The sequence below is a fragment of the Brucella sp. GW823-FHT04E01 genome (genome assembly GCF_058796175.1).
This window is the reverse complement of the sequence record NZ_JBXAIK010000003.1, coordinates 902,433-928,460: the sequence shown is the minus strand read 5'-3', so window position 1 is coordinate 928,460 and position 26,028 is coordinate 902,433. Positions and strand designations below refer to the sequence as shown.

Here is a 26,028-nt window from a genome sequence, read left to right as displayed (position 1 = left end):
AACGGCAATTGCGGGCCGGAACATCCCTCTTCGGATGAGGCTTGAGGCGCGCCCGGTATGTCCGGTTTCACCCAAAGAGGTAGGCAGTTCGCCCGGTGTCGGTGCATGCCATGCCTTTGTGTTTCTTGCGGTATCTGCTGCGCAGTTGCGATGCTCGTTTCAACGGGATCGAACAACAGGACGTGAAATCATGCGTGTGGTGCTTGCCAATCGTTACTTCTACCCGGACCAGTCGGCGACGAGCCGGATGGTGACGAGCCTTGCCCATACGCTTGTGCGTGAAGGCATCGAGACGACAGTGCTGGCAAGCCGCAGCTATCACGACAAGCGGAAGGACGTGTTGCCCGCGCGTGATACGATCGACGGCATAGATGTGCATCGCATATGGACCTCGGGCTTTGGTCGGGGCAAGCTTGTCGGGCGCGCGGTCGATTATGCAACCTTTCATCTGTCCGCGGCCGCCTGGTTTGCATCCAATGCCCGCAAGGACGATGTCTGCGTCGTCTGTACCGATCCGCCGCTTCTTTCCGTTTCGGCAGCGCTGCCTGTTCGCCTGCGACGGGCAAAGCTGGTCAACTGGGTGATGGATCTTTTTCCAGAAACGGCGATGGAACTCGGCCTCATCAAGTCCGATACCGTTTCCGGTAAGCTCGCCCTGATCCTGCGCAACTGGTCGATGCGCCAGTCTGCACTGACAATCTGTCCGATAGAACGCATGGCGCATTATCTTTCGACGCGGGATATTCCGGCGGAAAGCCTGAGCGTGGTTCACCACTGGGCCGACCGCAACGAAATCGTTCCGGTGGAGCCGTCGCAGAACCCCTTGCGCCGTGGCTGGGGGCTTGGTCGAAAATTCGTCATCGGTTACTCGGGCAACTTCGGGCGCGCACACGAGTTCAAGACGGTGCTTGATGCTGCGGAGCGGCTCCGGCATATGAAAAGCATCGTCTTTTTGATGATCGGCGAGGGGCAGCAGCGTGGTTTCGTCGAAAGTGAAGTCAAGCGACGCGGCTTGACCAATGTGATGATGAAACCATTCCAGCCCGTGGAAAAGCTCTCCGAGAGCCTTGGCGCGGCCAATGTGCATCTGGTTTCGCTGAAGCCGGAGCTGGAACATTGTATCGTGCCCAGCAAGTTCTATGGCGTCCTTGCGGCGGCCCGTCCGACAATCTTCATCGGTGATACGGAAGGCGAGATCGGCACGATTGTCCGCGATTTTCAGTGCGGTATGGCGCTGAGACCGGGCGATGTCGATGCGTTGATCAACGCGATCCTTCATTTGCGCCATTCGCCGGTGGGACGCATGTCGATGGGCAACAATGCCCGCTATCTGATGGAAACGGCCTATTCGCGTGAATATGGCGCAGCCGTCTGGCAATCGGCCATTTCGCGGCTTGAGGAAAAGGTGGTGCCACAGGCCATGCCGGTTCTCGACCGGCAGTTCCAGCCGAGGGAATTATGATGGATGGGTCGGTCGTTGTCAGCCAGTTGGGCGCCCGCCGGCACTATGCAGTCCCGCGGATTTTTGCGAATAATCAGAAGCTGGCACATTTTTATACGGACATATGCGCTTTTCAGGGATGGCCACGTTTCCTCAACAGCTTGCCTTCCAATGCACTCCCATCCTCTGTTCGGAGATTGATTGGACGCAAGCCCCAGGGAATTCCCCAACAACAGATGACAACCTTTCCGGGCTTCGGACTGCATTCCGCAGTACGCAGACTGGCGAACCAGACCGGGCCGAAATCCACTGCCAATGCAATATGGGCTGGTGAAACCTTCGGAAGGCTGGTCGCCGAAAGCGGATTTCACGGCGCAAGTGGTGTCTATGCCTTCAGCGGTGAAGCTGTTGAACTGTTGTCGGCTGCACGAAAAATGGGTCTCTGGACAGCGGTCGATCAGGTGATCGCGCCGCGCGCCATCGTCGACCAGCTTGGTTATGAAGAGGAATTGTTGAACCCGGGTTGGCAATTGCCGCTCGAAAGCGATGGATATTCCGAGGCTTTCGCGGAGCGTGAACGAGCTGAATGGCAGCTGGCCGATGTGGTTGTGTGTCCATCACCTTTTGTTGCCCGTCATGTGGTTGAAGAAGGTTGTGCTCCCGAAAAAATCGTGGTGGTTCCGACAGGTGTCGATACGCGTTTCCAGGTTGAACGGAAACCACGGGCACCAGGCAAATTGCGCGTGCTGACAGTGGGCGCGGTTGGCTTGCGCAAAGGTTCACCTTATGTCGGCGGGGTTTCCCGATTACTGGCGGGAGAGGTGGAATTCCGGATGGTCGGCCCGCTGGAACTGTTGCCGGAAGCACAGAAGAAGCTCGCCGCCTCGGTCGAATTGACAGGCCCCATTCCGCGCAGCGAGATGCGCAAGCAATTTGAGTGGGCCGATGTTTTTCTGTTGCCTTCGTTATGCGAAGGGTCGGCGATTTCCGTTTATGAAGCGCTGGCCGCTGGGCTACCTGTAATTTGTACGGAGAATACGGGCAGTGTCGTTCGCAACGGTATCGACGGCTATATCGTGCCTATCCGGGATGTCATGGAGACAACGGAAATCCTGCGGGAACTTGCAGGCAATCCGGCAGCGCTGGAACGGATGGGCGAAAGCGCCCGCGAACGCGCGGCTGATTTTACTTTATCGCGTTATGGCGAACGGTTGACCTCAGCAATCTTTCGGGAGAAGGCGGCATGAACATTGTCCACGTCATCGGTTCCTACGACCCTGCCAAGGGCGGCCCGCAAGCCGTCGTGGTGCGGCTTGCAGCAGCGCAGGCAACGCTCGGTCATGAAGTGACAATCGTAAGCTATAGCGATGATGAAGTGAGCGGTCGCGCCGTCAGCGCCACGGCCACAATCCCCGGTTTCGACAAGGTGCGCACCCTGCTTCTGCCAATGCCTGACCTGCGGGAAACCTTGTTCGGCGGGGCTGCAGCAAAAGCAATGGAGATGCTGCTGCGCTCGGCAGATTTTGTGCATCTTCATGGCATATGGGAAACCAATCTGTTGCGGGCATCAATGCTTTGCCGCCGCTATCGTGTGCCATATTGCGTATGTTGTTGCGGTATGCTCGACGTGTGGAGCATGCAACAGAGCGCATGGAAGAAGAAGATCGCGATGATGCTCGGCTTTCGTCGTATGCTCGACGGTGCGGCCTTCATCCACGCACTGAATGCGGATGAAATCGAGCTGATGCGGCCGCTTGGCCTGAAATCACCCTCGATGATTATCCCGAACGGAATTTTCCTCAATGAAGTCGAGGGCGACAAGGATATTGCCGTGCGCGGATTGCCGGAACGGCCCTACATACTTTTTCTGTCGCGGCTGCACTACAAGAAAGGTCTTGATATACTTGCCGATGCCTTTCGTCGTGTTGCCACCTTGTTCCCTGATGTGGATCTGGTTGTCGCGGGTCCCGATGGTGGTGCGGAAGAAGATTTTCGGCAGCGTATTCGTCAATACGGGCTTGAGACGCGGGTACACATGACAGGCGGGCTCTATGGTCCGGCGAAGATCGCCGCCCTGAAACAATCGGCCTGTTTTTGCCTGCCAAGCCGTCAGGAAGGATTCAGTGTCGCCATAACCGAGGCGCTGGCCTGCGGCGTACCGGTTGCGATTACCGATGCGTGCCATTTTCCGGAAGTCGCTGAAGCCGGTGCCGGTGTGGTCTGTTCACTCGACCCGATGGCTGTGGCTTCAGCGCTTGAGCAAATTCTGGAAGACCCGGATCGCGCGAAACGCATGGGTGTGGCTGGTGCCAGACTTGTGCGGGCCAACTACACCTGGCCACGCATCGCTCTCCAGACAATTGCGGCCTATCAGAGCTTTCAACCGCAAAAAAGCGGCGCCGTTGCGGGCCGCAAGGCGCTCCGGTCCGTTCCTGCTTCCTGATTGTCAGGGCTTCCGTCGGGGTCTCACGGGCTTGGCCGGATTGCCGACATAGACCATCCATGGTTCCATATCACGGAAGCCGACCCCGCGTGCGCCAAGAACTGCGCCTTCACCGATGGTCACGCCCGGCCCGACAAAGGCTTCAGCTGCAACCCAGCCATAAGGCCCGATGTGAATGGGTGCTGCTATGAGGGGAAAATCCGCCTGATCGATATTGTGCCCCGCCGTGCACAGATGCGCGCGTTGTGAAACGATGGCGAATGGGGCAAGCGTTACGTGCGCTACGTTATAGCAGAGCGCACCCGGTCCCAGCGATGAATGAGCACCCATGGTCAGATTGCCCGGCCACCAGATACGCGCACTGCCGCGCACGATGGCGGTCTTGTGAACCTTCGCGCCGAAGGCACGCAACACCGCGCCACGCCAGCGCCACAGGAAAGATGGCGTCCATGCCGCCAGTAACAGCCAGCTTGCCTGCCAGCACAGACGCTGAACACGGTGTCCGAGTGTGAAGGTCGCGCCGCCTTCCATGGGGCGCGACGCGTTCATTCTGCCTGAAATGCCATCCAGTTGGCGCGATTTACCGGTTTCTCCGGCGAACGTCCCTTTGTGGTCTGACGTCACGGTCATGATGACCATCCTTCCTGAAACCTGGCCCCCGCAATGCTGATCGCGCCACTTTGTGATGGCGGAAGCGGGAGCTGGATTGATCGATTGCGGATTACGCAGAACGACAGAACGGGAATGAGGAACAATGCCATGTGAATCCAGACAGGCACGACCCAATCCGTGTGATGAGAAATTGAGTGCATGGCCGGAACAATGGAAAGCATATACACCAATTGTCCGAGCATCTCGCCTGCCATTGCCGTTTCCCAAAGTCTGCGCATGGCCCAGGCAAGCAACAGGAATTTCAGGGCTCCGAAATACCAGAATGACAAGAACGCATCGACCAATCCCGTTTCGGTCGAGCCTGTCAGAGGGTTGTAATCGCGGCTGGGTTCCGGGACATCGAGATAGAGCGCTTCCTTGATGCGACTACCCACAAGTTGCGCCGGAACGAATGTAAAGACGATACGGTTCCAGTGATATTTGCCGTAATCAAACTCGAGCCGCCGATCAATTTCATCAATACGTTGCACGGCATTGCGCATTTCCGGACCACCACGGTCAAGGGTAGCGCGAAAATTGGCGGCATAGTCGATCTCCAGAATCTCATCGAGAACAAAGCTCGCATCCGCACGGGTTACCTGTCGATAATCGCCCATACTGGTCATCAGAAATGTGCCAGCCAGAATGCTGATTGCCATGATTGTTCGAGGTACGACAATCCGTCGGTAGAACCAGAAGGCGAGAAGGAACATGAGGACCAGCTGGATGGTCTCTGCGCGTTTTCCTGTGACCAGAATACGGTCCAGATAGAAAACCAGATCGAACAGGATGATCGCGATGGCAAACCATGACGGCCGCCGTGCGAAACACAGGACGGCGATGGCCAGGCCATAGGGCATGAGCTGTGCAAAGAAGAGGTACACCACCGGCATACCAGTCATTTGTACGCCGATGGAGACGTCTCCTGGAAGGCGGCTAAGGAGGAAATAGAAGACAGCGCCGAAAGCCGACAATCCGGCTGCAGCCCAGAGCAGTCTGCGTTCGCTGAAACTCATGCTGAGAAACTGAATCGGCTTTCTCGTCAGACGCCATCCAAGCATCAGCATTGCGAACGACAGAATGCCCATGATCATCGTCTTGGCGTAAGCGCCGGAAGGCAGAAACTGATCATATACGAGGGCGGGAAGCTGCGGCAGCAGGAAGCCGAAGGTCATCACCCCTGCAAGAAACGGAAACTGATACATGCGTTCCGGTCTGGAGAAGAGACCGCCAGCCAGAAGGCAGAGGACGCAACCGACGAAAATCCAGGTGAGTGAGAGGTTCATTGCGTAACCCCCGCATCAGCGCATACATCCGAAAGATCGGGTGCCGGTTCGTCCGTGGAAAGGTCGTGTGGGAAGATGCGGCCTGAAATCAGATACCAGCCAAGTTTCACATATTCCTTGACGACGAGTTCCATGTCCGTGGGTGTTGTCGGAAAACCGGGCCGACCGTCATCGCCGCCGATGGGAGACGAGATGAAACGCATCTGGGGGCAGGCGGCGCGAAAGCTCGCTATGGCGCGGCGCGAGTGATACCAGTTGGTCACGATCAGCGCACTTCTGGCCTGTATTTCGCGCATGAGGGGCGCGGAAAATCGGGCATTCTGCCAGGTGCTGCCCGATTGGCATTCCACAAAAATCGCCGATGGTGTCACGCCTTTGCGCACCATGATCCGTTTGTTGGAGAGACAATCCCCGTCGCCGGTAACAAGGATCACCGGTGAGCGGCCTTCCTTCCAGAGACGTGCGGCCTCCGCCGCGCGGGGTGGTCCGTCTCCGCCGGGTACGACGATCACATCAGCTCTGCCGCCATCATCCTGCAAGGTCAGAACAGGTTCCGAGAAGAACATGGCGACCAGTCCGAACAAAACGGCACAGGGCAGAATAATGGGCAGCATCATACCATACGCCGTTCTGGTGCTTCGGTTTCCAAAGGGCGTCTGACTGATGAAGATTCAGCCAGAAGCGCCGATTGGCGCTGGCGTTGCTCTTCCATCTTGATCACGATCATGAACTCGTAAGCCGAAAGCAAGCGGCAATAGAGATAGCCGGGCTTGCCGTCGAGGAAACCACCGCGCAGCACATACATGTAGAAGAAGCGCAAGGTCGGCCGACACGGCAAATTGTAGGACAGGGATTTCATGGCGCGCCGACGCCGTTCCGGATTGCCCGACAGGAGGCCACCCCAATCGACGCGCCGCTCAAGAAGCCGCGCTGCCGACAAATCCGCTTCAACGGTGGAATAGAGATTGTGTTTGTCGTACCAGGCGGCGAGCCCCTTGTTGAAGCTGTAATGGATGAAATGCGCCTGTAACTGGCCGCTCGGACCTCCGGTTGCGCGTGCATGGATCGAACGCTCGAAGCGTACGCGATCCGGCCTGACCAGCCGGGTGATCCATGTCGGATAGAGGCTTGCATGGCGTATCCAGCGCCCCATGAACATGTTCTTGTAGCGAAGCCGGAAAAACACTTCCGGTCGGTCGGGATCAGCGGTGACCGACAGTATTTCATCTCGCAGGTCCGGCGGTGTGATTTCGTCCGCGTCGGGTGTATAGACCCAAAGATGTTTGAACTCGATTTCCGTCAGCCCGTACATGCGCTGGCGGTCCTCGGTGTCATAGACGCGCTGATAGACGCGCGCGCCCGCTGCTTTGGCGATTTCCACGGTACGATCAGTGCTGAATGAATCGAGCACCACGATATCGTCGCACCAGTCGAGTGAGGCGAGGCATGCAGGTAGATTGACTTCCTCGTTAAGCGTTCTGATGAGGACGGACACAGTCATGAAGTTGCCCCTGGATAAGTGATGTTCGGTTTGGTGGTCGGGTTGGCCTCGGCCATCGAAGCGGTAACGATCGGACGTGCGCCTCTGGTCATGCGCAGCACGAAGAGCGTGTGTGCTGCGGCAGGGATCGCCAGCGCCAGAAGCATCGGCCAGACGGGTATGTCGAACCGGATGGCGATGTAGGCGATGGCTCCCGCCAGAAGATTGAGCGCCATGACCGCTACGGCTGTTTGCCCGCAGGAAAGGCCCGCATCCATCAGCAGATGATGCAGATGCTGCCGGTCCGGCGAGAACGGGCTTCTGCGTACAGACATGCGGCGCACGATCAGGCTCAGCGTATCAATGACTGGCACGATCACGATCCAGATCAGGACGGGAAAGGCGACGGCGGCGGTTCCGCTTGCAAGGATGAGGATAAATCCGGCAAGGGCTGCACCGAGAAATGTGCTGCCGCCATCGCCAAGGAAAAGGCTTGCTCGTGCGCGCCAGCGATGCCGCATGTTGAAGACCAGAAAGCCGAGGCAGGCAGCAGCAAGGGCGAGCGCCTGAAGCCCGAGGCGATGTTCGCCGATCCCGAAGCCGATGACGGCCAGCCAGAAGAATGCGGCAGCACTCGCCGACCCTGCCAGTCCGTCCACGCCGTCACTCATATTGACCGCATTGACAAGGCCGACAATGAAAGCAAGCGCGATAATCAGGAAAAGCGGTCCGGTCAGCACCTGTATAAGCATTTCCGGAGTGGACGTGGCGGCAGTTTCGATGCCGTCGGAAGCAAGCCCGAGATAGGTCTGCGTCACCCCGGTGATAGCAATTATCAGGAAGGCTGCGAGCAACTGGATTGCAAGGCGCGGCGCGACAGGCAGGTTGAAACGGTCATCGAGAACACCGGCGACGAGGATGAGCACAAGCCCTGGCAGCAAGGCCATGGCATTGGCATGTCCTGAAACGCCAAACGCCAGAAACGTGGCTGCGGAAAACGAGAGGAAAATGGCAATGCCCCCGCAAAGCGGGACATTCCCGTCATGCCTCTTGCGGGCATCAGGTATGTCGATGAGATGCCATTCGCGTGCCAGCCCCCGAAAGCCGAGGCAGAAAGCGACGGAAAGAGCGAAGGCCAGAAGCGTGATCCAGGAAAGACTCGTCATGTCTCCTCCGAGGCGCGTGCAAAAGATCAAACTCCGGAAATTTTTACGCACTGACACTGCTATCCACGACTTGGCTTTAGAGCGTGCCGCATACTCCTTTCAGGTCAGGTGCTAACACCAAGGGCGACATTTCGTGCCTGTGGCAAAGGATTATTCTGAGCGAGGATTGGAAAATTGCGCCTGCGGACGCTTTTGCCCGCGCTGTCATGAATGGGGGATGAAACGATGATGCAGAAAACGCTGGCGGTGCCAGAGAATACCTGTTGGAGCGGATCATGAATGGCAGTCGCAGGGGTTTCCTCATGGCGGCGCTCGAACAATATGCAGGGCTGCTCTTCAACTTTGTGACGGTGGCTGCGGTGTCACGTGTTCTGGGGCCAGCCGAAACCGGAATGGGTGTGATAGGCTTGAGCCTTACGGCAGTCGTGTTTTCGCTGCGCGAATTCGCCAGTCCCGAATTTTTGATAAAGATCGACAAGGTACGCGATCAGGACATCCGGACTTCGCTTACTTTTCTGATGGGTGTAACGGTTCTGCTGTCGCTGATCCTGTATTTTGCACTCGGATACTTCGCCGAATCCTATAACGATCCGAAGTTGAAGCTTTTTCTCAGCATCACGATTGTGGCCGCGCTGGTCGAAAGCCTGTCCTTACCGATTGTCGCATTGCTGAAGCGCGACATGGCCTTCGGAACATTGGCGCGCATCCGCACCGCCGGGGCCGGTCTGGGCGCATTGGTAACCATTGCCATGGCCTTCAGCGGTTTCGGGCATATGTGTTTTGCCTTCGGACTGCTGGCAAGCGCGTTGATAACAACGGGGCTGGCTGTCTCGATCCACCCTTTGAAGAATCTGTTCCGCCCGTCATTGGCCAGTTTCGACACGGCCTGGCGGTTCGGGATTTATCTTGGAGGCAATGCTGGTCTGAACAAGATCTGCATGACGCTTCCGCAACTATTGCTCGGGCGTTTCATGCCCATATCGGCAGTTGGCATTTACAACCGTGCCGACACTTTGAGCGGTCTGCCGGATCGCATCATCCTTTCAGCCGTCTTCACCGTGGCGTTCCCGATGCTTTCGGCGCAAGTTCGTGCCGGAGCGGATATCAGCCAGTCATACATCCGCGCCTTGTCCTATATTACCGTCGCCTACTGGCCGGCACAGGCATTGCTGGCGCTGCTCGCCTATCCGGCAGTGCACATCGTTCTCGGCCCCGACTGGACTGAATGCGTGCCCATAGTGGCGATCCTCAGCCTTGCCTGCCTCTTCTGGTTTCCTGCGATTCTGACCTATCCCTTGCTGATGGCATTGGGTGAAAACCGCGAAGCTTTCCTGTCCAATCTCATTTCGCGGCTGCTCGCACTCACCGTTATAGGCACAGCTGCATTTTATGGGCTGCTTGCCGTCGCGCTGGGTCAGTTCATCAGCTTGCCCATACAGATGGTCATAGCCATCGTTTTCGTGCGCAGGCACGTGGCCTTTTCCTATGCCGTGCTTGGTCGCGAATTGCTGAAAAGCGGTCTTGTGACTCTGATTGCGCTGGCCATACCGCTTGCAATGGTTGCCGCTGATGGTTTTTCGCTGGAAATCCCCTGGACCAGAGGCGTCGTGATGGGCCTCATCGCGGTGGTGAGTTGGCTGGGCGCGCTATTTGTGGTGCGCCATCCCTTCGCTGCCGAGGTCGAGCCATCGCTGAGCTGGCTTTTCGGAAAGCTTCGGGCGCGGCTTATGCCCCGATCGGCGTCGACCCCTGCAGAATAGGACGGCCTGTCATGGACAAATGCAAATTGGAACAGCCGACAATCGACGTTGTTATTCCCAACTTCAACTATGGTCGCTATCTTTCCGCCTGCGCCAACAGCGCCTTGCAGCAATCAGGCGTCAATGTCCGTCTGCTCATCATCGACAATGCCTCGACAGATAATAGCGTCGAGGTTGCAAAGAGCCTTGCGGCCGACGACAGCCGTGTCCAGCTGCTGCTCCGTCAGAAAAATCTGGGGCCGCATGCTTCGTTCAACGAGGGCATAGACTGGGCCGCATCGGAATATTTCCTGATCCTGTGTTCGGATGATCTGCTGGCGAAAGGAGCTCTGGAGAGGGCGACAAGAATGCTGTCGCAACGCGACGACGTTCATCTCGCGCATGGCGCGACGGGCCGGATAAAAGCCGACGATGGCGAAGCTCGCGTGACTGGTGCCACGTCCCCCGCTTCGGACGAGTGGCGGATATGGTCCGGGGAAGAATTCATTGAGTTTGCCTGCAGGCATGCGTTTAACCCGGTTACAGGCCCGACAGCGGTTGTGAGGACTGCGATCCAGAAACAGATGGGATATTACCGCACGTCGCTTTCCCATACTGACGATCTCGAAATGTGGCTTCGCATCGCCACACGCGGTTCCGTCGCCTCTACCGGCCAGATACAGGCTTTTGCGCGGTCGCATCCCCAGAACCGGTCGGCGACGGTGAATGGTATTCTGTCCTGGAACCGCGAGTTCGAGGCTGGATTCCGGTCCTTCTTCGATCATGAAGGTGCCAGCTTGCCGCATCAACACCGTCTGTTTGCAATGGTTCAGGATTGCCTTACCAAACGGGCTTATTGGTCAGCGATCTCCAATCTGGCGCGGAGGCCGAAAGTGGCGGGTTCGCTGATGGCATTCGCGCTGAAGCGGGAGCCCTTGCTCGCTGTCATACCCCCCTTCGACTATCTGTTGAAGCGTTCCGCGTGGCGAAGCGGACGTGGCGCCTAGAACGCATCCCGAGAAATCCGAAACGATGTTCGGATCAAGGTGCGTGTAAAAAAGATAGGGCATTTCCAAACACGTACTAGTTCGGTCGTAGTGACTGAACGGCTGGATCAGCCGTACTCCTGACATTGTCGAGAAATGTGGTGTGAAGAAGCTCTTCCTGTCGTGCCAGCCGGCTGCGATAGCGCTCCACACCGGCTTTCACCTGCGTGGTCAAAATCGTTCGATGCTCGAAAGCAAAGTCGACCTGGGAGAGGATTGTTTCAGGATCAAAACTGTCAATCCGGTGGCAGAATGCCGCCAGTCCGGTATCGTGCAACAAAGCGTCATTTTTGCTCGCATAAGCCGTGGAGATTGTGGGGCGTCCCATGGCCAGCGCGCAGACGATGTTATGGTAGCGGCTTGCGATAACGACGTCGATTCTGGCGATCTGTTGCATGAGTTCGTGCAGGGAAGCGGATGGTTCAAATGCGACTTTGTTCGCTTCCGCCGGAGCGAGCTGCTCCAGTATATCGCGGGCCGCCTCTATGTCGCCCTTGTCTCCGATCAGCAGACGCACCTGACGCCCACTGGCCAGAAGCCTGTTCACCAGTGTCGTCACTTTGGAGACATAGTCCCTGTAGATGGCATCGCCATCCTTCTCCATCTTTTTCCACCCGCGATAAGTCATCACGCCGATGCCCACACATTGTTCCGGGCTATCCCGGTTCTGATCTGGAACCGTTGGCAATGCAAAGGCGATATCAGCACTGACGAAATCCTGAGCGGGTTTTACGCCCAGCTGTTTCATGAAGTCATGAGAGATCTGATCTCTATAGGAACGAAAAGACGCCAGCATTGCAGCCTGACGGATGAAGAACCTGCTCCATCGATGATCGACCGGTCCGGCGCCGATCGACACGAAGATCATGCGCGTGCCGGTCAGTCTGGCCGCCAGCGACCAACGCAGTACTGCAAAAGGCCAGCCAAAGGGGTTCTCGTTGAAGTCATCCAGTATGCCCGTACCCGGCACAATGATGAGATCGAGCTGAGAAGCAAGCAGAAGCGCGCAACTGAAACCAACTGTTCGTCGGGGAAAATGCAGCATCGCTTTGTTGGCTGCCCGGAGCAGCCAGTTGGATGGATCGGGCTGGGAGACCGGATGAGCCGAAAGATCGAATGTCTGCGCAACGATATCGGGTTTGGAGCAGATGCAGACAAGCTGGGCGTCGGGACAGTTACGCTTCAAGAGTTGCAACATGGCTTCCAGCGAACCGTCATTGCCGGTATTGCCGGAACCAAACTGCCCGAAAAGTCCTATTCTCATGCGCGTGTCTCCCGCTGCACCGACAAGCTTAGGCCAGACCGACCTGCAGGAAAACTGGCAGAAGGGTGAACACCATACTCTATTGTAGGATGGGGTGTACCCCTCATAGCCGAAATGCGTGGCAGAGCAATTTCGATACACTGGCCAGCGGTATATCCATTGCCCCCCGATATACCGGAGTAAGGCTTCGAGGGAGTTGTTCCCTCGAAGTCTTGTCTCCCCTGAGGTGTTTCTGTGGCAACAAGGTTCTGGCCATGAAATGTGCTTACTTTGTCCGTCCTCACATAGGCGGGACCTATTCGGTTTTCACGCGTCTGCGCGCCTCGCTTGCCCAGTCGGGCATAGAGCTTCGCTGGCTTGCTGCAGGCGCTGCTGGCGATACGGTCAATGTGCCGACAGGGCAGGGCCTTGATGATGCGCTTCGCAAGGGCGATGCCATCGACCGCATGGGTGTGCTGGATGAAGAAACCCGCGCAAGGCATATGATCAGCTTCCTGCGCGAAAACCATTTCGACGCCGTTTTCGTCAATGTTCTTGCGAACCGTTTCGAAACCAATCTGGCGCGCTATCTGCCCGCCGATATTCTGCGCATCATGATCGTGCACAATATCACACCCGGCACCTACGCGGCGGCGCGGGCAATCCGCGATCATGTTCACGCAACTGTCGGCGTTTCAAAACGCTGCCGTGACGATCTCGTGCGCCAGCATGGTTTCGATGCGTCGCGCACGCTTGTCATCCCGCATGGACTGAACCGGGACATTCACTTGTCGCGCAATGTTCAAAAGCCGGATGAGTCCGGCCCGCTTCGCCTGCTTTATCTGGGGCGGATGGAAGACAACTCGAAGGGCATTTTCTGGCTGCCGAATATTCTGCGCGAGCTCGATTGCTCCTATCACCTGACGGTCGCCGGTAATGGTCCCGATCTGGAACAGCTGCGGCATCGTCTTGCGCCTTTCGGCGACAAGGTGAGTTTTAGTGGCTGGGTTGCGCCTGCCGATGTTCCCTGGCTGGTGAACCAGCATGACGTCATGATCATGCCGTCACGCTTTGAAGGTTTCGGCCTGACGCTCATTGAAGCGATGAGCCAGGGATGCCCGGCGGTCGTCTCGAAGATCGCTGGTGTGACTGATACGATTGTCACCGATGGCGAGGACGGGCTCTTGTTTCCCGTCGGCGATTTCCGTCAGGCTGCGCGTCATATAAACCGGCTTGCACGCGACCGAGAGCTACTTGCCGGCATGGCAGCCGCCGCCCAGCAGAAAGTGGAAACGGTCTTCGACAACGATATTGCTGGTCGAGCCTATGCCGGTCTTCTCGAACATCTCGCGGAGGATCGCCCAGCCATTGCGCCACCACTGGCGCTTTCGCAATGGTCGATGCCGAACGCACTTCATTCCAGTTTGCGCAGTCGCTTGCCAAAACCGGTAAAGAACTGGCTGCGTCAGGTGCGCGAGCGCCTGCATACGAGATGGTCGGCAGCATGATCTGTGAATAAGAAAGGAGAAGGGGCATGAACCTTTTCACATCGCAGTTCCGCAATTCTCAGTTGCTCGCCAGCAAGGCGCACGCGCTCATTCCGGGCGGCTGTCACACCTATGCCAAGGGTGACGACCAGTATCCGGTACTCGCGCCCGGGTTCATCCAGCGCGGGTCCGGTTCGCATGTCTTCGACGTCGATGGCCACGAATATATCGAATATGGCATGGGCAATCGTGCGGTCGGGCTTGGCCATGCCTACCCGCCCGTCGTGCGCGCCGTGCGCGACGCCTTGCAGGACGGATGTAATTTTACGCGCCCAAGTGCCATCGAAGTCGAATGCGCGGAAAGTTTTCTGGAGCTGATCGATGGCGCCGAGATGGTGAAATTCTGCAAGGACGGTTCGGATGCGACCTCCGGCGCGGTGCGATTGGCGCGTGCCTATACCGGACGTGACATGATTGCCTGTTGTGCCGATCATCCATTTTTCTCGACCGATGACTGGTTCATTGGAACGACGAAGATGAATGCAGGCATTCCAGCTTCGGTTTCGGCTTTGACGGCAACTTTCCGTTACAACGATATTGCAAGCGTTGAAGCACTGTTTGAGGATTATCCGGGGCGTATCGCGGCCATTATCCTCGAACCTGCAAAGGCTGACGAGCCGCAAAACAACTTCCTGCAGGAAGCAAAGCGCATCGCCCATGAAAACGGAGCCTTGTTCATTCTGGACGAGATGATTACCGGCTTCCGCTGGCATATGCGCGGCGCGCAGAAGCTTTATGATGTCGAGCCGGACCTGTCCTGTTTCGGCAAGGCGCTGGGCAACGGTTTTGCAATATCGGCGCTGGCAGGTAAGGCGGAATATATGCAGCTTGGTGGTCTGACCCAGACCGACCATCCACGTGTGTTCCTGCTTTCGACCACCCATGGCGCTGAAACCCATGCCATGGCTGCGGCGATTGCCACGATGACGATCTATCGCGACGAACCGGTGATCGAAAGGCTCTATGAGCAAGGTTCCAAACTGGCAGAGGGTGTGAATGTAACGATTGCCAGTCACGGCCTGCAGAACCATGTTCGCCTGTTCGGGCGTCCGTGCTGCCTTGCCTATGGAACGCTCGACGAGCAAGGGCAGCCGTCGCAGGAATTTCGCACTTTGTTCCTTCAGGAGACAATCCGGCGCGGCGTTCTGATGCCATCGCTGGTGGTGAGCTATACGCACAGTGACACCGACATTGCGCGCACGGTGGATGCCATCGACGGTGCGCTCGACGTTTACGTCCGGGCGTTGAACGACGGTGTAAGCTCTTATCTGACCGGACGTCCTTCACAGGTGGTCTATCGCCGCTTCAATGAAGCGCCGACCTATCCGCCGACGATGCGATGAAGCGTTTTGTAGTCGCCATTATCGCCACGATCCTGCTGTTAATGGCAGCAGGATCGTCCGATGCAGCTGCTTCGTTCCCGATCAAGATCAGCCAGGATCGGCGCATTTTCGAGGATGCGACGGGTAAGCCGTTTTTGCTGCAGGGCGATACTGCCTGGTCGCTGATCGCCGAACTGAAGCGCGAGGATGTCGAGATCTATCTGCAGGATCGCCGGAAGCGCGGTTTCAACGCCATTCTGGTCAATCTTGTCGAACACTATTTCTCCCGTGATCCACCCGCCAATGCCTATGGTGAAAAACCGTTCAAGGGCGATGCCTTTGGCGATCTCAACCCGAAATATTTTGACCACGCCGCTTGGGTGATCGGGCGGGCGGAGCAATTGGGGATAGTTGTTTTTCTGGCTCCCGCCTATCTGGGCGTGAACGGTAACAGTCAGGGTTGGTTCTCGAAGGCTGAGGTTGCCGGTCCCCAGAAAATGCGCGTCTATGGCGAGACGATCGCCCAACGATTTAAGGAATTTCATAATATAGTCTGGGTCTTGGGCGGTGATTTTAATGCGCCGGATCAGCGGCTTGTCTCTGAAATGGCCGAGGGTATAGCGCGCGTTGATCCAGACGCCCTCCAGACGGTGCACTCTGGCCGCAAGACGAATACGGCGGAACTCTGGGCCGATCAGTCCTGGCTGAGTTTCGATACGGTTTATACCTATGACGATGTGCATGCCACGGTTTCTGAGCGGCGCAAACCGAACAAAATGCCCGTCATTTTGCTAGAGGGGGGCTATGAGTTCGAGCGGGAGACGACCGCGCAAATGATCCGGCGCAACGCCTATGGTGCTTTGCTTGCCGGTGCTGCCGGACAGTTCTTTGGCAATAATCCCATCTGGCATTTTACCGGGCCGGGTGTTTTCACTGCTGATCGCAGCTGGCAGGAAGCGCTCGACAGCCCCGGCGCGCAGTCGATGACGGCGTTGAAGAGGCTCTTCGACAAACTGCCCTGGCCGCAACTTAAACCAGATGGCGAAGGAGCTGTTCTGGTCAGCGCGAAAAGCTATGCCGTATCACTACCTGATGGCACTTTGTCGGTGGTCTACGGGGACGCCAACGATTTCAAGGTACAGAAAAATGTCGTGAAAGATGGCCGGAAGGCCGTCTGGTATGACCCTGTTTCCGGCAAGTTTGCCGATGCAGGCCAGCCGAGGGTGGAGGGGCCGATTGCCACCTACACGCCAAAGCAGGTGCAAAATTCCGGCGGCGGAACCGATTGGCTTCTGCTGATCGGCAGCAACGAGCGTCTGCGACCCATCCAAAAGAGGTAGGCGATACGTCCTTTCACGCTTTTCATAAACGCTTGTCCTAATCGGGCATGCCTTCGGTCAAGTCGTCGCTCCTGTCCTCTCTGGCTAACATGCATTTATCAAAGCTTGAGGAGTCGGACATGAAAGTACTGGTTACGGGCAATCAGGGCTATATCGGATCGGTCATGGTACCGGTCCTCATGAATGCGGGGCATGAAGTGTCCGGCTATGACATCGGCCTTTACGAACATTGCCTCTTTGAAGAAGGCGGTGCCGTTATGAACGTGCCGACCATCCGAAAGGACGTGCGCGATGTGTCGCCGCGCGATCTGGAGGGGTTTGACGCGGTCATTCATCTAGCCGCACTCTCCAATGATCCGCTGGGTAATCTCAATGAGGAATTGACCTACGACATCAATCACCGGGCAAGTGTCGCCGTGGCGAAAGCGGCCAAACGGGCAGGTGTCGGGCGTTTTCTGTTTGCATCATCCTGTAGCAATTACGGCATCAGCGATGCTGATTTGATCGACGAAACTGGAGAGTTGAAACCGGTAACGGCCTATGGCCGGTCCAAGGTGCGGGCGGAACAGGAGATCCGGGAACTGGCGGATGCAAGCTTCTGCCCGGTCTATCTGCGTCCAGCAACGGCTTACGGTGTTTCGCCTTTCCTGCGCTTCGACATAGTGCTCAACAATCTCGTGGCATGGGCGGTGACGAAGGGGCTGATCTATCTCAAATCGGATGGCACGCCATGGCGACCCATCGTGCATATCCGCGATATTTCCCGCGCCTTCATGGCGGCTATGGAAGCACCGCGCGAAAAAGTCTGGAACGAAGCTTTCAATGTCGGTTCGACGGAGCATAACTACCGCATCCGCGACATTGCGGGCATTGTCGCCGACAATGTTCCCGATTGCCGTATTGAATATGCGGATGATGCCGGACCGGATACGCGTTCCTATCGCGTCAGTTTTGAAAAGCTGGCGCGGGTGCTGCCAGAGGCAAAACCGGAATGGGATGCCGTTGCTGGTACACGCGAACTGCTTGCCGCCTATAGCCGCTCGACGCTGACACTTGAGGAGTTTGAGGGCCCGCGCTTCCAGCGCATCGCGCATATTCGCAAGCTGATTGCGGAAGGGGTCTTGGATGCCGATCTGCGGCGCGCCGACGATGAACCGCAACCGCTTCGGGCAACGGCGTGATGGATACGGGGGCAGGGCACAGGGGCATTGAAATTGCCATTCCGCCGTTGTCGAACGGGATGGCCATCTACGATCTTGCTGCCCGCCTCTATCCAGTCTGCCGCAGTCTCGCCGGTGATGGCGTGCGTGAAACGCTTGCCATCATCGGGGACCATCTGCCGCTGACGGTTCATCAGGTTCCAACCGGCACTCCGCTTTATGATTGGAAAGCGCCGCAGGAATGGATCATCCGTGAGGCCTATATCGCGGATATGAACGGCAGGCGTATTGTCGACTTTGCCCGGCATAATCTGCATGTGGTGAATTTCAGCGTGCCTGTACGGGCGCGAATACCGCTCAGCGCGTTGAAGGAGCATATTCATACACTGCCCGACCAGCCGGACCTCATTCCCTATCGCACCTGTTACCATGCGGAGGGCTGGGGCTTCTGCATGACGCATAACGGGTTTCTGTCGATGCAGGACGGCGACTATGATGTCGTGATCGATGCGGAGCGCCGCGACGGTTTTCTGACCTTCGGCGAGTTCATTCACCGGGGGGAAACCGACGAGACGTTCATCCTGTCGGCTCATCTTTGCCACCCGTCGCTGGCCAACGACAATTGTTCCGGGCTGGCGCTGCTGGCGCGTCTTGGCGAAGTGCTGCAATCACAGCGCACGCGCCTGACCTATCGGCTGCTTTTCGGCCCGGCGACTTTCGGCGCTCTTGCATGGCTAAAGCAGAATGAAGAGCAACTGGGGCTGGTCCGGCACGGGCTGGTCCTGTCTTGCGTCGGCGATGCTGGCGGGCCGAATTACAAGCGCAGCCGTCGCAGTGATGCGGAGATTGATCGCATCATGGGCCATGTTCTTGCCGAGTGTACCAATGCGACGCTTCATGATTTCTGGCCCTATGGCTATGATGAGCGCCAGTTCTGTTCTCCGGGATTCAACCTGCCAGTCGGTATGTTCCAGCGCAGTCTTTATGCCACCTTTCCGGAATATCACACATCAGCCGACAATCTCGATTTCATCAAACCGGACTATCTTGAGCAATCGTTCAACATGGTCTTGCAGGCTGTTGAAATTGCTGAGCGAAACTGGCTTCCGCTGAACACGTCGCCAAAGGGGGAGCCGCAGCTCGGGCGGCGTGGCCTTTATGGAAACATGGGCGGAGACAGTCGCGCCGCGCAAAACGCCATGGCGCTGCTGTGGGTGCTCAATCTGGCGGATGGCGAGCACTCCATTCTCGATATGGCAGAACGTGCGAAACTGCCATTCGCAACCCTTGCCGATGCCGCAGACCGGCTCCGCGATGCAGGCTTGTTGGTGGAGAGCTAAAGCAGCGGCCAGGCCAGATCCTTATCGGAAATGACGCTGGGCCTGTTCGGCCATGGTATGCCGAGCGACGGGTCGTCATAGCGTAAGCCTGTCGCATAATCAGGTGCATAGGGCTTCGAGATCATGTAGCGCACGAGGACGTCAGATGTCAGGGTCTGGAAGCCATGTGCGCAGCCTTCGGGGATGTAGAGCTGGACGCCGTTTTCGGCGGATAGTTCCACGCCGGCCCAGCGCCTGTAGGTGGGTGAATGCGGGCGCAGATCGACCAGAACATCCCAGATGACGCCCTGCAGGCAGGTGACGAGTTTGGTCTCCGAATGTGGCTCGTTCTGGTAGTGAAGGCCGCGCAATGTTCCTTCTTCGCGTGAGAAAGACAGGCTGTGCTGCGGAAAATGTGTTTCCATCTGTCGCTCCGCGAAGGCGGCTTCGCAATAGACCCGCGCGAACCAGCCGCGCTCGTCCTCAAGCCTTTCCGGCTCGATAGACCAGGCGCCATCGATGTTGAGCGAAGTGAAACGCATGTTTTGCTCCGATTTCCATACATGCGCATTCTGACAGCGGGATTATCGGGCGATAGAAGTTTCTTCGATGCATCCAAATAGCCTTCCGGGCGAGGCCAACCTGTCCGAATGAGGTAGGTGCCTACGCCCACGTCGCCATAGGGTGAAGATCGGGTACCTACTCCTCGTAGTCCGTCCGGTGAATGTTGCGCCCGATCGTATGTACGGCTCGCCCCTGATGACAGTCTCGGCAATTTTTAGGCCGCTTAGTAGTTTTGATTATCCGACGTGGATCGGAGTTCAACCCCATCAACCCGTAACGGACCAGTCCGAAGGTTCGTTGAGGCGAGGAACGACGTATGACCATCCAGACGCCGGATATTTCGCGGAGCACGAGCATGGCGCAAGAGCAGACCGGCTGTCGCCTGTGCGGTAAACTACTCAAACACACCTTTGTTGATCTTGGGATGTCGCCGCCTTGCGAAAGCTTCATTACGGCGGATCGCCTCGACCGCATGGAGCCTTACTACCCGCTCTACGCGCTTGTCTGCGATCATTGTTATCTGGTGCAGTTGAAGGAGTATTTCTCGCCTGCCGAGATTTTCACTGAATATGCCTATTTCTCGTCTTTCGCCACCAGCTGGGTCAGCCATGCGAAGACCTATTGCGACGAGATAACCGAGCGGTTGGGACTGAACGAAAACAGCTTCGTGGTCGAGATTGCCAGCAATGACGGTTATCTCCTGCAGCATTTCCTGCCGAAGGGCATCCCGATCCTCGGCATCGAACCGGCGGCCAATGTGGCAGAAACGGCCATTGCCAAGGGCGTGCCGACGCGCGTGGATTTCTTTGGTTCGACGCTCGCTGCCGAACTGGTCGGCACAGGACGCAAGGCCGACCTCCTGATCGGTAACAACGTTCTGGCGCAAGTCCCTGATCTCAATGACTTTGTGCGCGGTCTGCAGCTGTTGCTGAAGCCGGAAGGCGTGATTACGCTGGAGTTTCCGCATCTCGCCAATCTTATCGAACAAAACCAGTTCGACACGATCTATCACGAGCATTTCTCGTATTTCTCGTTGCTGACGATCCGGTACATGGCGCACCGCCATCACCTGAAGGTCATCGACGTGGAGGAACTGTCAACCCATGGCGGGTCGCTCCGGGTGTATCTTGCGCATAACAGCAGCAAGCGGAAGGCAGGACCGCGTGTGGCCGCCCTTCTGAAGCGCGAAGAGAGTTTCGGCCTCAACGAGATTTCGACCTATGAGCAGTTTGCCGAAAAGACCCGGCGCACCAAGCGCGATCTCCTGTCCTTCCTGATTGCAGCCAAGAATGCCGGCAAGCGCATCTGCGGTTATGGCGCGCCGGGCAAGGGCAATACGCTTCTGAACTATTGCGGCATTGGCACGGATTTCCTGGATTTCACAGTCGATCGCAATCCGTACAAGCACGGGCGTTTCACGCCAGGCATGCACATTCCGATCTACGATGTGTCGGCGATCGACAAATACCGGCCCGATTACATCCTCATCCTGCCGTGGAACTTCAAGGACGAGATCATCCGGCAGATGCAGCACGTGGTCGAATGGGGTGCAAAGTTCATCATTCCGATCCCACACGTCACGTTGATTGACCCGGCACTACTCACAGAGGAGCGGTAAGTCATGAAAGTCGTTCTGTTCTGCGGCGGTCTTGGAACCAGAATCCGCGAATATTCGGAGAACATCCCGAAGCCGATGATTCCGCTCGGCCATCAGCCGATCCTGCATCACGTTATGGAATATTACAGCGACTACGGGCACAACGAGTTCGTTCTGTGCCTGGGCTACAAGGCCAATGTCGTGAAGGATTTCTTCCTGACGATCCGCCCGCAGACCTTCGCGGACTGTGTGGTTTCCGATGGCGGGCGCAATGTGCAATTGCTTGAGGAAGTGGATCGTGACTGGAGCGTGACGCTGCTCGATACGGGGATCTGGCGCAATATCGGCGAGAGGCTCTGGAGTGCGCGGTCGCATGTGGCGAATGAGGATATGTTCCTTGCCAATTACAGTGACGGGCTCAGTGATGTCGATCTCGACGACATGACGGAACGTTTCCGTGCCAGCGGCAAGATTGCCTGTTTCCTCGCCGTCCGCCCGCCGCTGACCTATCATCTTGCTGATATTGCCGAAGGCGGCGACGTGCGGGCTTTCCGGACGTCGAACACCTCCGATATCTGGATCAATGGCGGTTACTTCCTCTTCCGCAAGGAAATCTTCGACTATATGCGCGAAGGCGAGGAACTGGTGCTTGAGCCATTCGGCCGTCTGATCGCCGAAAACCAGCTGATGGCCTATAAATATGAGGGCTTCTGGCGCTCGATGGATACGCTGCGCGACTGGCAGACGCTTGAGGACATGGTCGAAAAGGGCGACATGCCCTGGAAGAGGCACAAGGCGGAAGAGGCCGAACGACGCGCTACCAATGTCGCGATAGCGCTATGATCGATCTGCGCTCGCTCGCAAATCAGAGCCGTCCGCTGCAGTTGCTTTGTCTGGGCGCGCATTCCGACGATATCGAAATTGGTTGCGGCGGCACGCTTCTGAGCCTGATCGAGAGCGGCACGCCATTGCATGTGGAGTGGTGTGTTTTGTCGGGAAACGAGGAAAGGCGCGCGGAGGCAGAGGCTTCCGCGCGCGATTTTCTGCGCGGGATAGACCGTTTCAACATTCATCTTGCCTCGTTCGAGGATAGCTATTTCCCGGCGCAAAGCCGTGAGATCAAGCAATGGCTGATCGAACAGCGCGGGCGAGGGCAGCCGGATATGGTCTTTACTCATCGCCATGGCGATGCGCATCAGGACCACCGCACGGTCAACGAGCTGACATGGAACCTGTTTCGGGATCAGGTGATCCTTGAATATGAAATCCCGAAATGGGATGGCGATCTGGGCCAGCCCAACGCCTATTCGGCGCTACCGGCTGCGATCATGGATCGCAAGATCGACCTGTTGATGAAACACTTCGGCACGCAGCGCTCGAAGGACTGGTTTGACGCGGAAACCTTTCGCGGGCTTGCCCGGCTACGCGGCATGGAATGCCGTGCACCTGAGACCTACGCCGAGGCTTTTCATGCCCGTAAGCTGCGGTTGTTTTAGTTTGTAACTGGCTCTGCATTGGTGTCGACACGGACGACCACCGACATGCCGGGCGCCAGATGTGCCGCATCCGGCTGATCTTCATCGATTGCGATGCGAACGGAAAGGCGCTGCGTGATCTTGGTGAAGTTGCCGGTCGCGTTGTCGGATTTGATGACGCTGAATTCGGAACCGGCAGCAGGCGCGAAGGCTTCGATGTGCCCCTTCAGCTCTGCGTGACGCAGCGCATCGACGGTGAATGTGACCGGCTGGCCAATCTTCATGCCGTAGAGCTGAGTTTCCTTGAAATTCGCCATTACCCATTTGATCTTCGGTACGACGGAGACGAGCTGCGTTCCCGCTGTCACATATTGACCGAGACGCACGCCCACTTCGCCGAGTGTGCCGTCACGCGGTGCAATGATATGGGTGTTCTGCAGGTCGATCCGCGCCAGTTCAACGGTTGCTTCCGCATTGGCGATATCGGCATTGAGGCTGTCGCGATTGACGATGATGGACTGCAGGTCCTGTTGTGCGACGGCCAGCGCTGCCTGAGCTTCCTCGACGGAGGCCTGCGCCTGAAGCAGGGTGCCGTGAGCCGTATCGGCAGAACTTTGCGTGGTCACACCGCGCGGCAGCAAAGCCTCGACGCGCTTTGCATTGGCTTCGGCCACCTCAAGTGCTGCCTTGGCGCCGGAAATCTGTGCCTGCCGCGACTGGATCGTCGCTTCAGCCGAACGCTGGCTCTGTTCTGAATTGGCCAGGGCTGCCTTCTTGCTGTTGAGTGCGGCCAGCGCCTGATCCAGCTTCTGCTGATAGCTGCGGCTGTCGATCTCAAACAGTAGGTCGCCCTGTTTTACTGTTTGATAGTCGTTGACATTGACCTTGGTGACATAACCGGCGACCTGCGGACTGATAACCGTCACCTGTCCACGGACATAGGCGTTATCGGTTGTCTCGACGGTGTGTTTGAAAGGCGGCAACTGCCACGCCCACAGCACCATCAGAACGCCTGCAAGGCCGATGATGAGGGCGAGGCCGCCGCGAATATACTGTTTTCCAACTGACATTTTCAAATACTCGTCGATTTAACCAGCCACCGTAGCGTTATGGTGGGTGTGCATGTTTTCATAGAAGCGATAGGCGATCAGGCAAACGAGTGAGAGGCCCGCAATGACGGAGATTGCGAGAAAAGCATCGTTATAGGACAGCACCGTCGCTTCCTTGGTGACCTGTTGTCCGAGAAGCGCCAGCCCTTCGGCCTTCGTCAGTCCCTGATCAGCCAGAACCTTTGCATAGGTGCCGGAGAGCGCCTGAACGCGCTGGGCGACAACGGGGTTGGACATGACCAGTTGCTCTACCAGATAGGCGGAATGATACTTTTCGCGGATCGCGATGAATGTGCTGAACACGGCAGAGCCGATAAGACCGCCGATGTTCTGCGTGAACAGGAAGATGACGATGAAACTCGTCATGTAGGTCGGTCCTTGTTTCAGCGCCTTGGTGATGCCGGCAAGCATGGCCGGGGGCAGGAACAGAGCGCCGCCGAAGGCTATCAGGCCCTGACTGAGATAGGCGTTGTGCGGGCGGGTCAGGTTTGTGGCATGGCTGTCCAGAAAGGCACCGACCGCGATGAAGACCAGCGCCAGCCCGAAGATGAACGATACGCGTTCAAGCTTCATCCACATGCCGCAGGTAATGCCCCCCGCCAAGGATGCAGCGAGAATGACGAGATAAAGGCCACGGCTCTGGCCGTCCTGCAGGCCGAATGCCTGAAAGAGGCCGACCGCACCGGTTGTCTGCTCGGCAAGCACGATGCGGAATATGAAGAGGATCAGCGTGAAGCGCAGGATTTCCGGTTGGAACAGCCAATGCAGGTTCATCAGCGGCTGCTCGCGGTTGAGTTCGATTGCGGCAGCGCAGGCAAGAACAGCGATTGAGATCGCCAGACATATGCCGATCCAGGGGGCTTCGAACCACCAATAGTTCTTGCCCTGAACCAGTACGACCGCGAGAAGCCCAAAGCCGATGGCAATCAGTCCGTAAGCGACGAAATCCAGCCAGTGCAACACTTTTGCACGCGGCGCTTGTGTCATCGGCAAAATATAGACCACGGCGAAGGCTGCGAGCGACAGGCCGATTTCGACCATATAGAGCTGCTGCCATTGGCCGATATCGAAAAGTAGCGGTGAGATTACACGCGCCAGTGGGCCTGCTGCAGCCGAACAGGTGAGCGCAAGGCTGAGGCCCCAAGTCATTTTCTTGGCGGGCGGAAAGGCTTCGAGCATGTAAAGAAAGCCGATGGTCGAGATCGGCGCCGCAGCAGCGCCCGCAATGAAGCGGATCGGGATCGCCGACCAGATATCATAGACAAGCAGATGCAGCAGGGAAGAAATCAGGAAAACGGCAATCGCGATTTCCGCAAAGCGGCGCAGACCGAACTGGGTGCGTATCTTGATGAGAAGGATCGTCAGGCTGGCATAGGGAGCCATATAGGCTGCGATAAGCCACGAGGTTTCCGTCAGCGTTGCGCCGAGTGATCCCTGTATCTGCTGCGTGTTGGCCGAGATGAAATACATGCTGAGACCGCGCGTCGACCACATGAGGACAGACGCGGCGATGTAGATAGCGGACATGTAAACCGGCATATGCGGAACGGCAGGCGTTGCAGCCGGTTGGCTTGCCGGGGAAGCCTGTTGTCCTTGCTGATCGTTGTCTTCTTCCGACATGGTTCTAGCGGTCTTTCCCCGCGAGTGTCGTTTCCACCGTTTGGCTGATTTCCTGAAGAACAGTAAGGGCAGTTTCAAGTGACTTCTGATCGAACTTTTGCAAGAGCTCCGACCGAATGTTGCGGGTGATTTCCTGCAGCTCGCGCACCTGCGCCTGCGCTTCACCCGTCAGCTCGATACGTTTCGCGCGGCGATCGCTTTCAACCGCGGCGCGATAGATCAACCCCTGCTTTTCAAGCCCATCCAGAAGGCGCACCACGGAAGGGTGCTCGATTTCCAGAGCATCTGCCAGCTCGCGCTGATTCCAGTCGCGCTGCTGGGCGAGAAGCAGGAGTATGCGGGCACGTGCCAGCGTCAGCCCGCGTTCCCGGACGCGGGAATCGAACAGGTTACGCATTTTGCGCGCGGCCGTGGAAAGCTCCATCGTGAAAGCCGCTTCGAGATCATGTTTTGACTGAGACATTGTATAGCTATCTATTA

Annotated in this window: 23 protein-coding genes; 13 read left to right on the top strand and 10 right to left on the bottom strand. The window is 57.2% G+C overall.

The window, feature by feature from the left end:
• Positions 1-190 precede the first annotated feature (190 nt).
• From AC1RHM_RS14655 to AC1RHM_RS14645, 3 genes are read left to right on the top strand one after another with little or no spacing between them, the layout of a single operon-like run.
• Entirely contained in the window at positions 191-1,462 is a 1,272-nt protein-coding gene (locus AC1RHM_RS14655) for a glycosyltransferase family 4 protein (protein ID WP_010658571.1), read from the top strand.
• Positions 1,462-2,688: a glycosyltransferase family 4 protein gene (locus AC1RHM_RS14650; protein WP_010658572.1), complete on the top strand. Its 1,227-nt coding sequence runs from the start codon at positions 1,462-1,464 to the stop codon at positions 2,686-2,688. The genes AC1RHM_RS14655 and AC1RHM_RS14650 overlap by 1 nt, the downstream gene beginning before the upstream one ends.
• The gene (locus tag AC1RHM_RS14645) at positions 2,685-3,884 is read left to right on the top strand and encodes a glycosyltransferase (protein WP_010658573.1); all 1,200 of its coding nucleotides are present in this window, start codon (positions 2,685-2,687) and stop codon (positions 3,882-3,884) included. The genes AC1RHM_RS14650 and AC1RHM_RS14645 overlap by 4 nt, the downstream gene beginning before the upstream one ends.
• A gap of 3 nt (positions 3,885-3,887) precedes the next feature.
• Here AC1RHM_RS14645 and AC1RHM_RS14640 read toward each other — a convergent pair whose 3' ends face one another.
• From AC1RHM_RS14640 to AC1RHM_RS14620, 5 genes are all read right to left on the bottom strand, one after another.
• Positions 3,888-4,433, bottom strand: a complete 546-nt coding sequence (locus tag AC1RHM_RS14640; protein ID WP_050897427.1) for an LbetaH domain-containing protein — start codon at positions 4,431-4,433, stop codon at positions 3,888-3,890.
• Between the two features lie 77 nt (positions 4,434-4,510).
• Positions 4,511-5,821 (bottom strand): hypothetical protein, encoded by a 1,311-nt coding sequence (locus AC1RHM_RS14635; protein WP_010658575.1) that lies wholly within the window; start codon positions 5,819-5,821, stop codon positions 4,511-4,513.
• Positions 5,818-6,438 carry a YdcF family protein gene (locus tag AC1RHM_RS14630; protein ID WP_010658576.1) on the bottom strand — a complete coding sequence of 207 codons (621 nt, stop codon included), beginning with the start codon at positions 6,436-6,438 and terminating at the stop codon, positions 5,818-5,820. Before AC1RHM_RS14630 ends, AC1RHM_RS14635 begins: the two co-directional genes overlap by 4 nt.
• Positions 6,435-7,322 carry a glycosyltransferase family 2 protein gene (locus tag AC1RHM_RS14625; protein WP_010658577.1) on the bottom strand — a complete coding sequence of 296 codons (888 nt, stop codon included), beginning with the start codon at positions 7,320-7,322 and terminating at the stop codon, positions 6,435-6,437. Before AC1RHM_RS14625 ends, AC1RHM_RS14630 begins: the two co-directional genes overlap by 4 nt.
• Positions 7,319-8,467: an MraY family glycosyltransferase gene (locus tag AC1RHM_RS14620; protein ID WP_010658578.1), complete on the bottom strand. Its 1,149-nt coding sequence runs from the start codon at positions 8,465-8,467 to the stop codon at positions 7,319-7,321. Before AC1RHM_RS14620 ends, AC1RHM_RS14625 begins: the two co-directional genes overlap by 4 nt.
• A 275-nt stretch (positions 8,468-8,742) precedes the next feature.
• Between AC1RHM_RS14620 and AC1RHM_RS14615 the strand changes: the two genes are divergently transcribed.
• Both AC1RHM_RS14615 and AC1RHM_RS14610 read left to right on the top strand, forming a co-directional pair.
• On the top strand, positions 8,743-10,227 hold the full coding sequence (locus AC1RHM_RS14615) for an oligosaccharide flippase family protein (RefSeq protein WP_010658579.1): 1,485 nt from the start codon (positions 8,743-8,745) through the stop codon (positions 10,225-10,227).
• 11 nt (positions 10,228-10,238) lie between these two features.
• Entirely contained in the window at positions 10,239-11,213 is a 975-nt protein-coding gene (locus AC1RHM_RS14610) for a glycosyltransferase family 2 protein (RefSeq protein ID WP_010658580.1), read from the top strand.
• A gap of 76 nt (positions 11,214-11,289) precedes the next feature.
• Here AC1RHM_RS14610 and AC1RHM_RS14605 read toward each other — a convergent pair whose 3' ends face one another.
• The gene (locus tag AC1RHM_RS14605) at positions 11,290-12,516 is read right to left on the bottom strand and encodes a polysaccharide pyruvyl transferase family protein (RefSeq protein ID WP_010658581.1); all 1,227 of its coding nucleotides are present in this window, start codon (positions 12,514-12,516) and stop codon (positions 11,290-11,292) included.
• 254 nt (positions 12,517-12,770) lie between these two features.
• Between AC1RHM_RS14605 and AC1RHM_RS14600 the strand changes: the two genes are divergently transcribed.
• The 5 genes from AC1RHM_RS14600 (at position 12,771) to AC1RHM_RS14580 (ending at position 19,204) form a co-directional block, all read left to right on the top strand.
• Positions 12,771-14,003: a glycosyltransferase family 4 protein gene (locus AC1RHM_RS14600; RefSeq protein WP_010658582.1), complete on the top strand. Its 1,233-nt coding sequence runs from the start codon at positions 12,771-12,773 to the stop codon at positions 14,001-14,003.
• A 26-nt stretch (positions 14,004-14,029) separates the two neighbouring features.
• Positions 14,030-15,385 (top strand): glutamate-1-semialdehyde 2,1-aminomutase, encoded by a 1,356-nt coding sequence (locus tag AC1RHM_RS14595; RefSeq protein WP_010658583.1) that lies wholly within the window; start codon positions 14,030-14,032, stop codon positions 15,383-15,385.
• Positions 15,382-16,704 carry a glycoside hydrolase family 140 protein gene (locus AC1RHM_RS14590; protein ID WP_010658584.1) on the top strand — a complete coding sequence of 441 codons (1,323 nt, stop codon included), beginning with the start codon at positions 15,382-15,384 and terminating at the stop codon, positions 16,702-16,704. Before AC1RHM_RS14595 ends, AC1RHM_RS14590 begins: the two co-directional genes overlap by 4 nt.
• Positions 16,705-16,823: 119 nt before the next feature.
• Positions 16,824-17,885, top strand: a complete 1,062-nt coding sequence (locus AC1RHM_RS14585) for an NAD-dependent epimerase/dehydratase family protein (protein WP_010658585.1) — start codon at positions 16,824-16,826, stop codon at positions 17,883-17,885.
• Positions 17,885-19,204: a DUF4910 domain-containing protein gene (locus AC1RHM_RS14580; RefSeq protein ID WP_010658586.1), complete on the top strand. Its 1,320-nt coding sequence runs from the start codon at positions 17,885-17,887 to the stop codon at positions 19,202-19,204. The genes AC1RHM_RS14585 and AC1RHM_RS14580 overlap by 1 nt, the downstream gene beginning before the upstream one ends.
• Here AC1RHM_RS14580 and rfbC read toward each other — a convergent pair.
• Positions 19,201-19,725, bottom strand: coding sequence for a dTDP-4-dehydrorhamnose 3,5-epimerase (gene rfbC, locus AC1RHM_RS14575; protein WP_010658587.1), 525 nt, complete (start codon positions 19,723-19,725; stop codon positions 19,201-19,203). The two genes, AC1RHM_RS14580 and rfbC, sit on opposite strands and share 4 nt — an antisense overlap.
• Before the next feature lie 338 nt (positions 19,726-20,063).
• Between rfbC and AC1RHM_RS14570 the strand changes: the two genes are divergently transcribed.
• The 3 genes from AC1RHM_RS14570 to AC1RHM_RS14560 are packed head-to-tail and all read left to right on the top strand — an operon-like array spanning position 20,064 to position 22,840.
• Complete coding sequence (locus AC1RHM_RS14570) at positions 20,064-21,365, top strand: class I SAM-dependent methyltransferase (RefSeq protein ID WP_010658588.1); 1,302 nt, start codon at positions 20,064-20,066, stop codon at positions 21,363-21,365.
• 3 nt (positions 21,366-21,368) lie between these two features.
• Positions 21,369-22,187, top strand: a complete 819-nt coding sequence (locus AC1RHM_RS14565) for a sugar phosphate nucleotidyltransferase (protein WP_010658589.1) — start codon at positions 21,369-21,371, stop codon at positions 22,185-22,187.
• Positions 22,184-22,840 (top strand): PIG-L deacetylase family protein, encoded by a 657-nt coding sequence (locus AC1RHM_RS14560; RefSeq protein WP_010658590.1) that lies wholly within the window; start codon positions 22,184-22,186, stop codon positions 22,838-22,840. The genes AC1RHM_RS14565 and AC1RHM_RS14560 overlap by 4 nt, the downstream gene beginning before the upstream one ends.
• Here AC1RHM_RS14560 and AC1RHM_RS14555 read toward each other — a convergent pair.
• Genes AC1RHM_RS14555 through AC1RHM_RS14545 form a run of 3 tightly spaced genes read right to left on the bottom strand, consistent with a single transcriptional unit; the run spans position 22,837 to position 26,011 of the window.
• Positions 22,837-23,889, bottom strand: a complete 1,053-nt coding sequence (locus AC1RHM_RS14555; protein ID WP_010658591.1) for an HlyD family secretion protein — start codon at positions 23,887-23,889, stop codon at positions 22,837-22,839. The genes AC1RHM_RS14560 and AC1RHM_RS14555 overlap by 4 nt on opposite strands.
• An 18-nt stretch (positions 23,890-23,907) precedes the next feature.
• Positions 23,908-25,548 (bottom strand): MFS transporter, encoded by a 1,641-nt coding sequence (locus AC1RHM_RS14550; RefSeq protein WP_010658592.1) that lies wholly within the window; start codon positions 25,546-25,548, stop codon positions 23,908-23,910.
• 4 nt (positions 25,549-25,552) lie between these two features.
• On the bottom strand, positions 25,553-26,011 hold the full coding sequence (locus AC1RHM_RS14545; protein ID WP_010658593.1) for a MarR family winged helix-turn-helix transcriptional regulator: 459 nt from the start codon (positions 26,009-26,011) through the stop codon (positions 25,553-25,555).
• Positions 26,012-26,028 lie beyond the last annotated feature (17 nt).

What these genes read in the sequence shown, in the direction of transcription:
- AC1RHM_RS14655 (WP_010658571.1), top strand. Translation starts at nt 191, where the DNA reads ATGCGTGTGGTGCTTGCCAATCGTTACTTCTACCCGGACCAGTCGGCG.
- AC1RHM_RS14595 (WP_010658583.1), top strand. Translation starts at nt 14,030, where the DNA reads ATGAACCTTTTCACATCGCAGTTCCGCAATTCTCAGTTGCTCGCCAGC.
- AC1RHM_RS14560 (WP_010658590.1), top strand. Translation starts at nt 22,184, where the DNA reads ATGATCGATCTGCGCTCGCTCGCAAATCAGAGCCGTCCGCTGCAGTTG.
- AC1RHM_RS14645 (WP_010658573.1), top strand. Translation starts at nt 2,685, where the DNA reads ATGAACATTGTCCACGTCATCGGTTCCTACGACCCTGCCAAGGGCGGC.
- AC1RHM_RS14650 (WP_010658572.1), top strand. Translation starts at nt 1,462, where the DNA reads ATGGATGGGTCGGTCGTTGTCAGCCAGTTGGGCGCCCGCCGGCACTAT.
- AC1RHM_RS14640 (WP_050897427.1), bottom strand. Translation starts at nt 4,433, where the DNA reads ATGAACGCGTCGCGCCCCATGGAAGGCGGCGCGACCTTCACACTCGGA.
- AC1RHM_RS14600 (WP_010658582.1), top strand. Translation starts at nt 12,771, where the DNA reads ATGAAATGTGCTTACTTTGTCCGTCCTCACATAGGCGGGACCTATTCG.
- AC1RHM_RS14590 (WP_010658584.1), top strand. Translation starts at nt 15,382, where the DNA reads ATGAAGCGTTTTGTAGTCGCCATTATCGCCACGATCCTGCTGTTAATG.
- AC1RHM_RS14630 (WP_010658576.1), bottom strand. Translation starts at nt 6,438, where the DNA reads ATGATGCTGCCCATTATTCTGCCCTGTGCCGTTTTGTTCGGACTGGTC.
- AC1RHM_RS14625 (WP_010658577.1), bottom strand. Translation starts at nt 7,322, where the DNA reads ATGACTGTGTCCGTCCTCATCAGAACGCTTAACGAGGAAGTCAATCTA.
- AC1RHM_RS14555 (WP_010658591.1), bottom strand. Translation starts at nt 23,889, where the DNA reads ATGTCAGTTGGAAAACAGTATATTCGCGGCGGCCTCGCCCTCATCATC.
- AC1RHM_RS14610 (WP_010658580.1), top strand. Translation starts at nt 10,239, where the DNA reads ATGGACAAATGCAAATTGGAACAGCCGACAATCGACGTTGTTATTCCC.
- AC1RHM_RS14635 (WP_010658575.1), bottom strand. Translation starts at nt 5,821, where the DNA reads ATGAACCTCTCACTCACCTGGATTTTCGTCGGTTGCGTCCTCTGCCTT.
- AC1RHM_RS14580 (WP_010658586.1), top strand. Translation starts at nt 17,885, where the DNA reads ATGGATACGGGGGCAGGGCACAGGGGCATTGAAATTGCCATTCCGCCG.
- AC1RHM_RS14545 (WP_010658593.1), bottom strand. Translation starts at nt 26,011, where the DNA reads ATGTCTCAGTCAAAACATGATCTCGAAGCGGCTTTCACGATGGAGCTT.
- AC1RHM_RS14615 (WP_010658579.1), top strand. Translation starts at nt 8,743, where the DNA reads ATGAATGGCAGTCGCAGGGGTTTCCTCATGGCGGCGCTCGAACAATAT.
- AC1RHM_RS14605 (WP_010658581.1), bottom strand. Translation starts at nt 12,516, where the DNA reads ATGAGAATAGGACTTTTCGGGCAGTTTGGTTCCGGCAATACCGGCAAT.
- AC1RHM_RS14565 (WP_010658589.1), top strand. Translation starts at nt 21,369, where the DNA reads ATGAAAGTCGTTCTGTTCTGCGGCGGTCTTGGAACCAGAATCCGCGAA.
- AC1RHM_RS14570 (WP_010658588.1), top strand. Translation starts at nt 20,064, where the DNA reads ATGACCATCCAGACGCCGGATATTTCGCGGAGCACGAGCATGGCGCAA.
- rfbC (WP_010658587.1), bottom strand. Translation starts at nt 19,725, where the DNA reads ATGCGTTTCACTTCGCTCAACATCGATGGCGCCTGGTCTATCGAGCCG.
- AC1RHM_RS14620 (WP_010658578.1), bottom strand. Translation starts at nt 8,467, where the DNA reads ATGACGAGTCTTTCCTGGATCACGCTTCTGGCCTTCGCTCTTTCCGTC.
- AC1RHM_RS14550 (WP_010658592.1), bottom strand. Translation starts at nt 25,548, where the DNA reads ATGTCGGAAGAAGACAACGATCAGCAAGGACAACAGGCTTCCCCGGCA.
- AC1RHM_RS14585 (WP_010658585.1), top strand. Translation starts at nt 16,824, where the DNA reads ATGAAAGTACTGGTTACGGGCAATCAGGGCTATATCGGATCGGTCATG.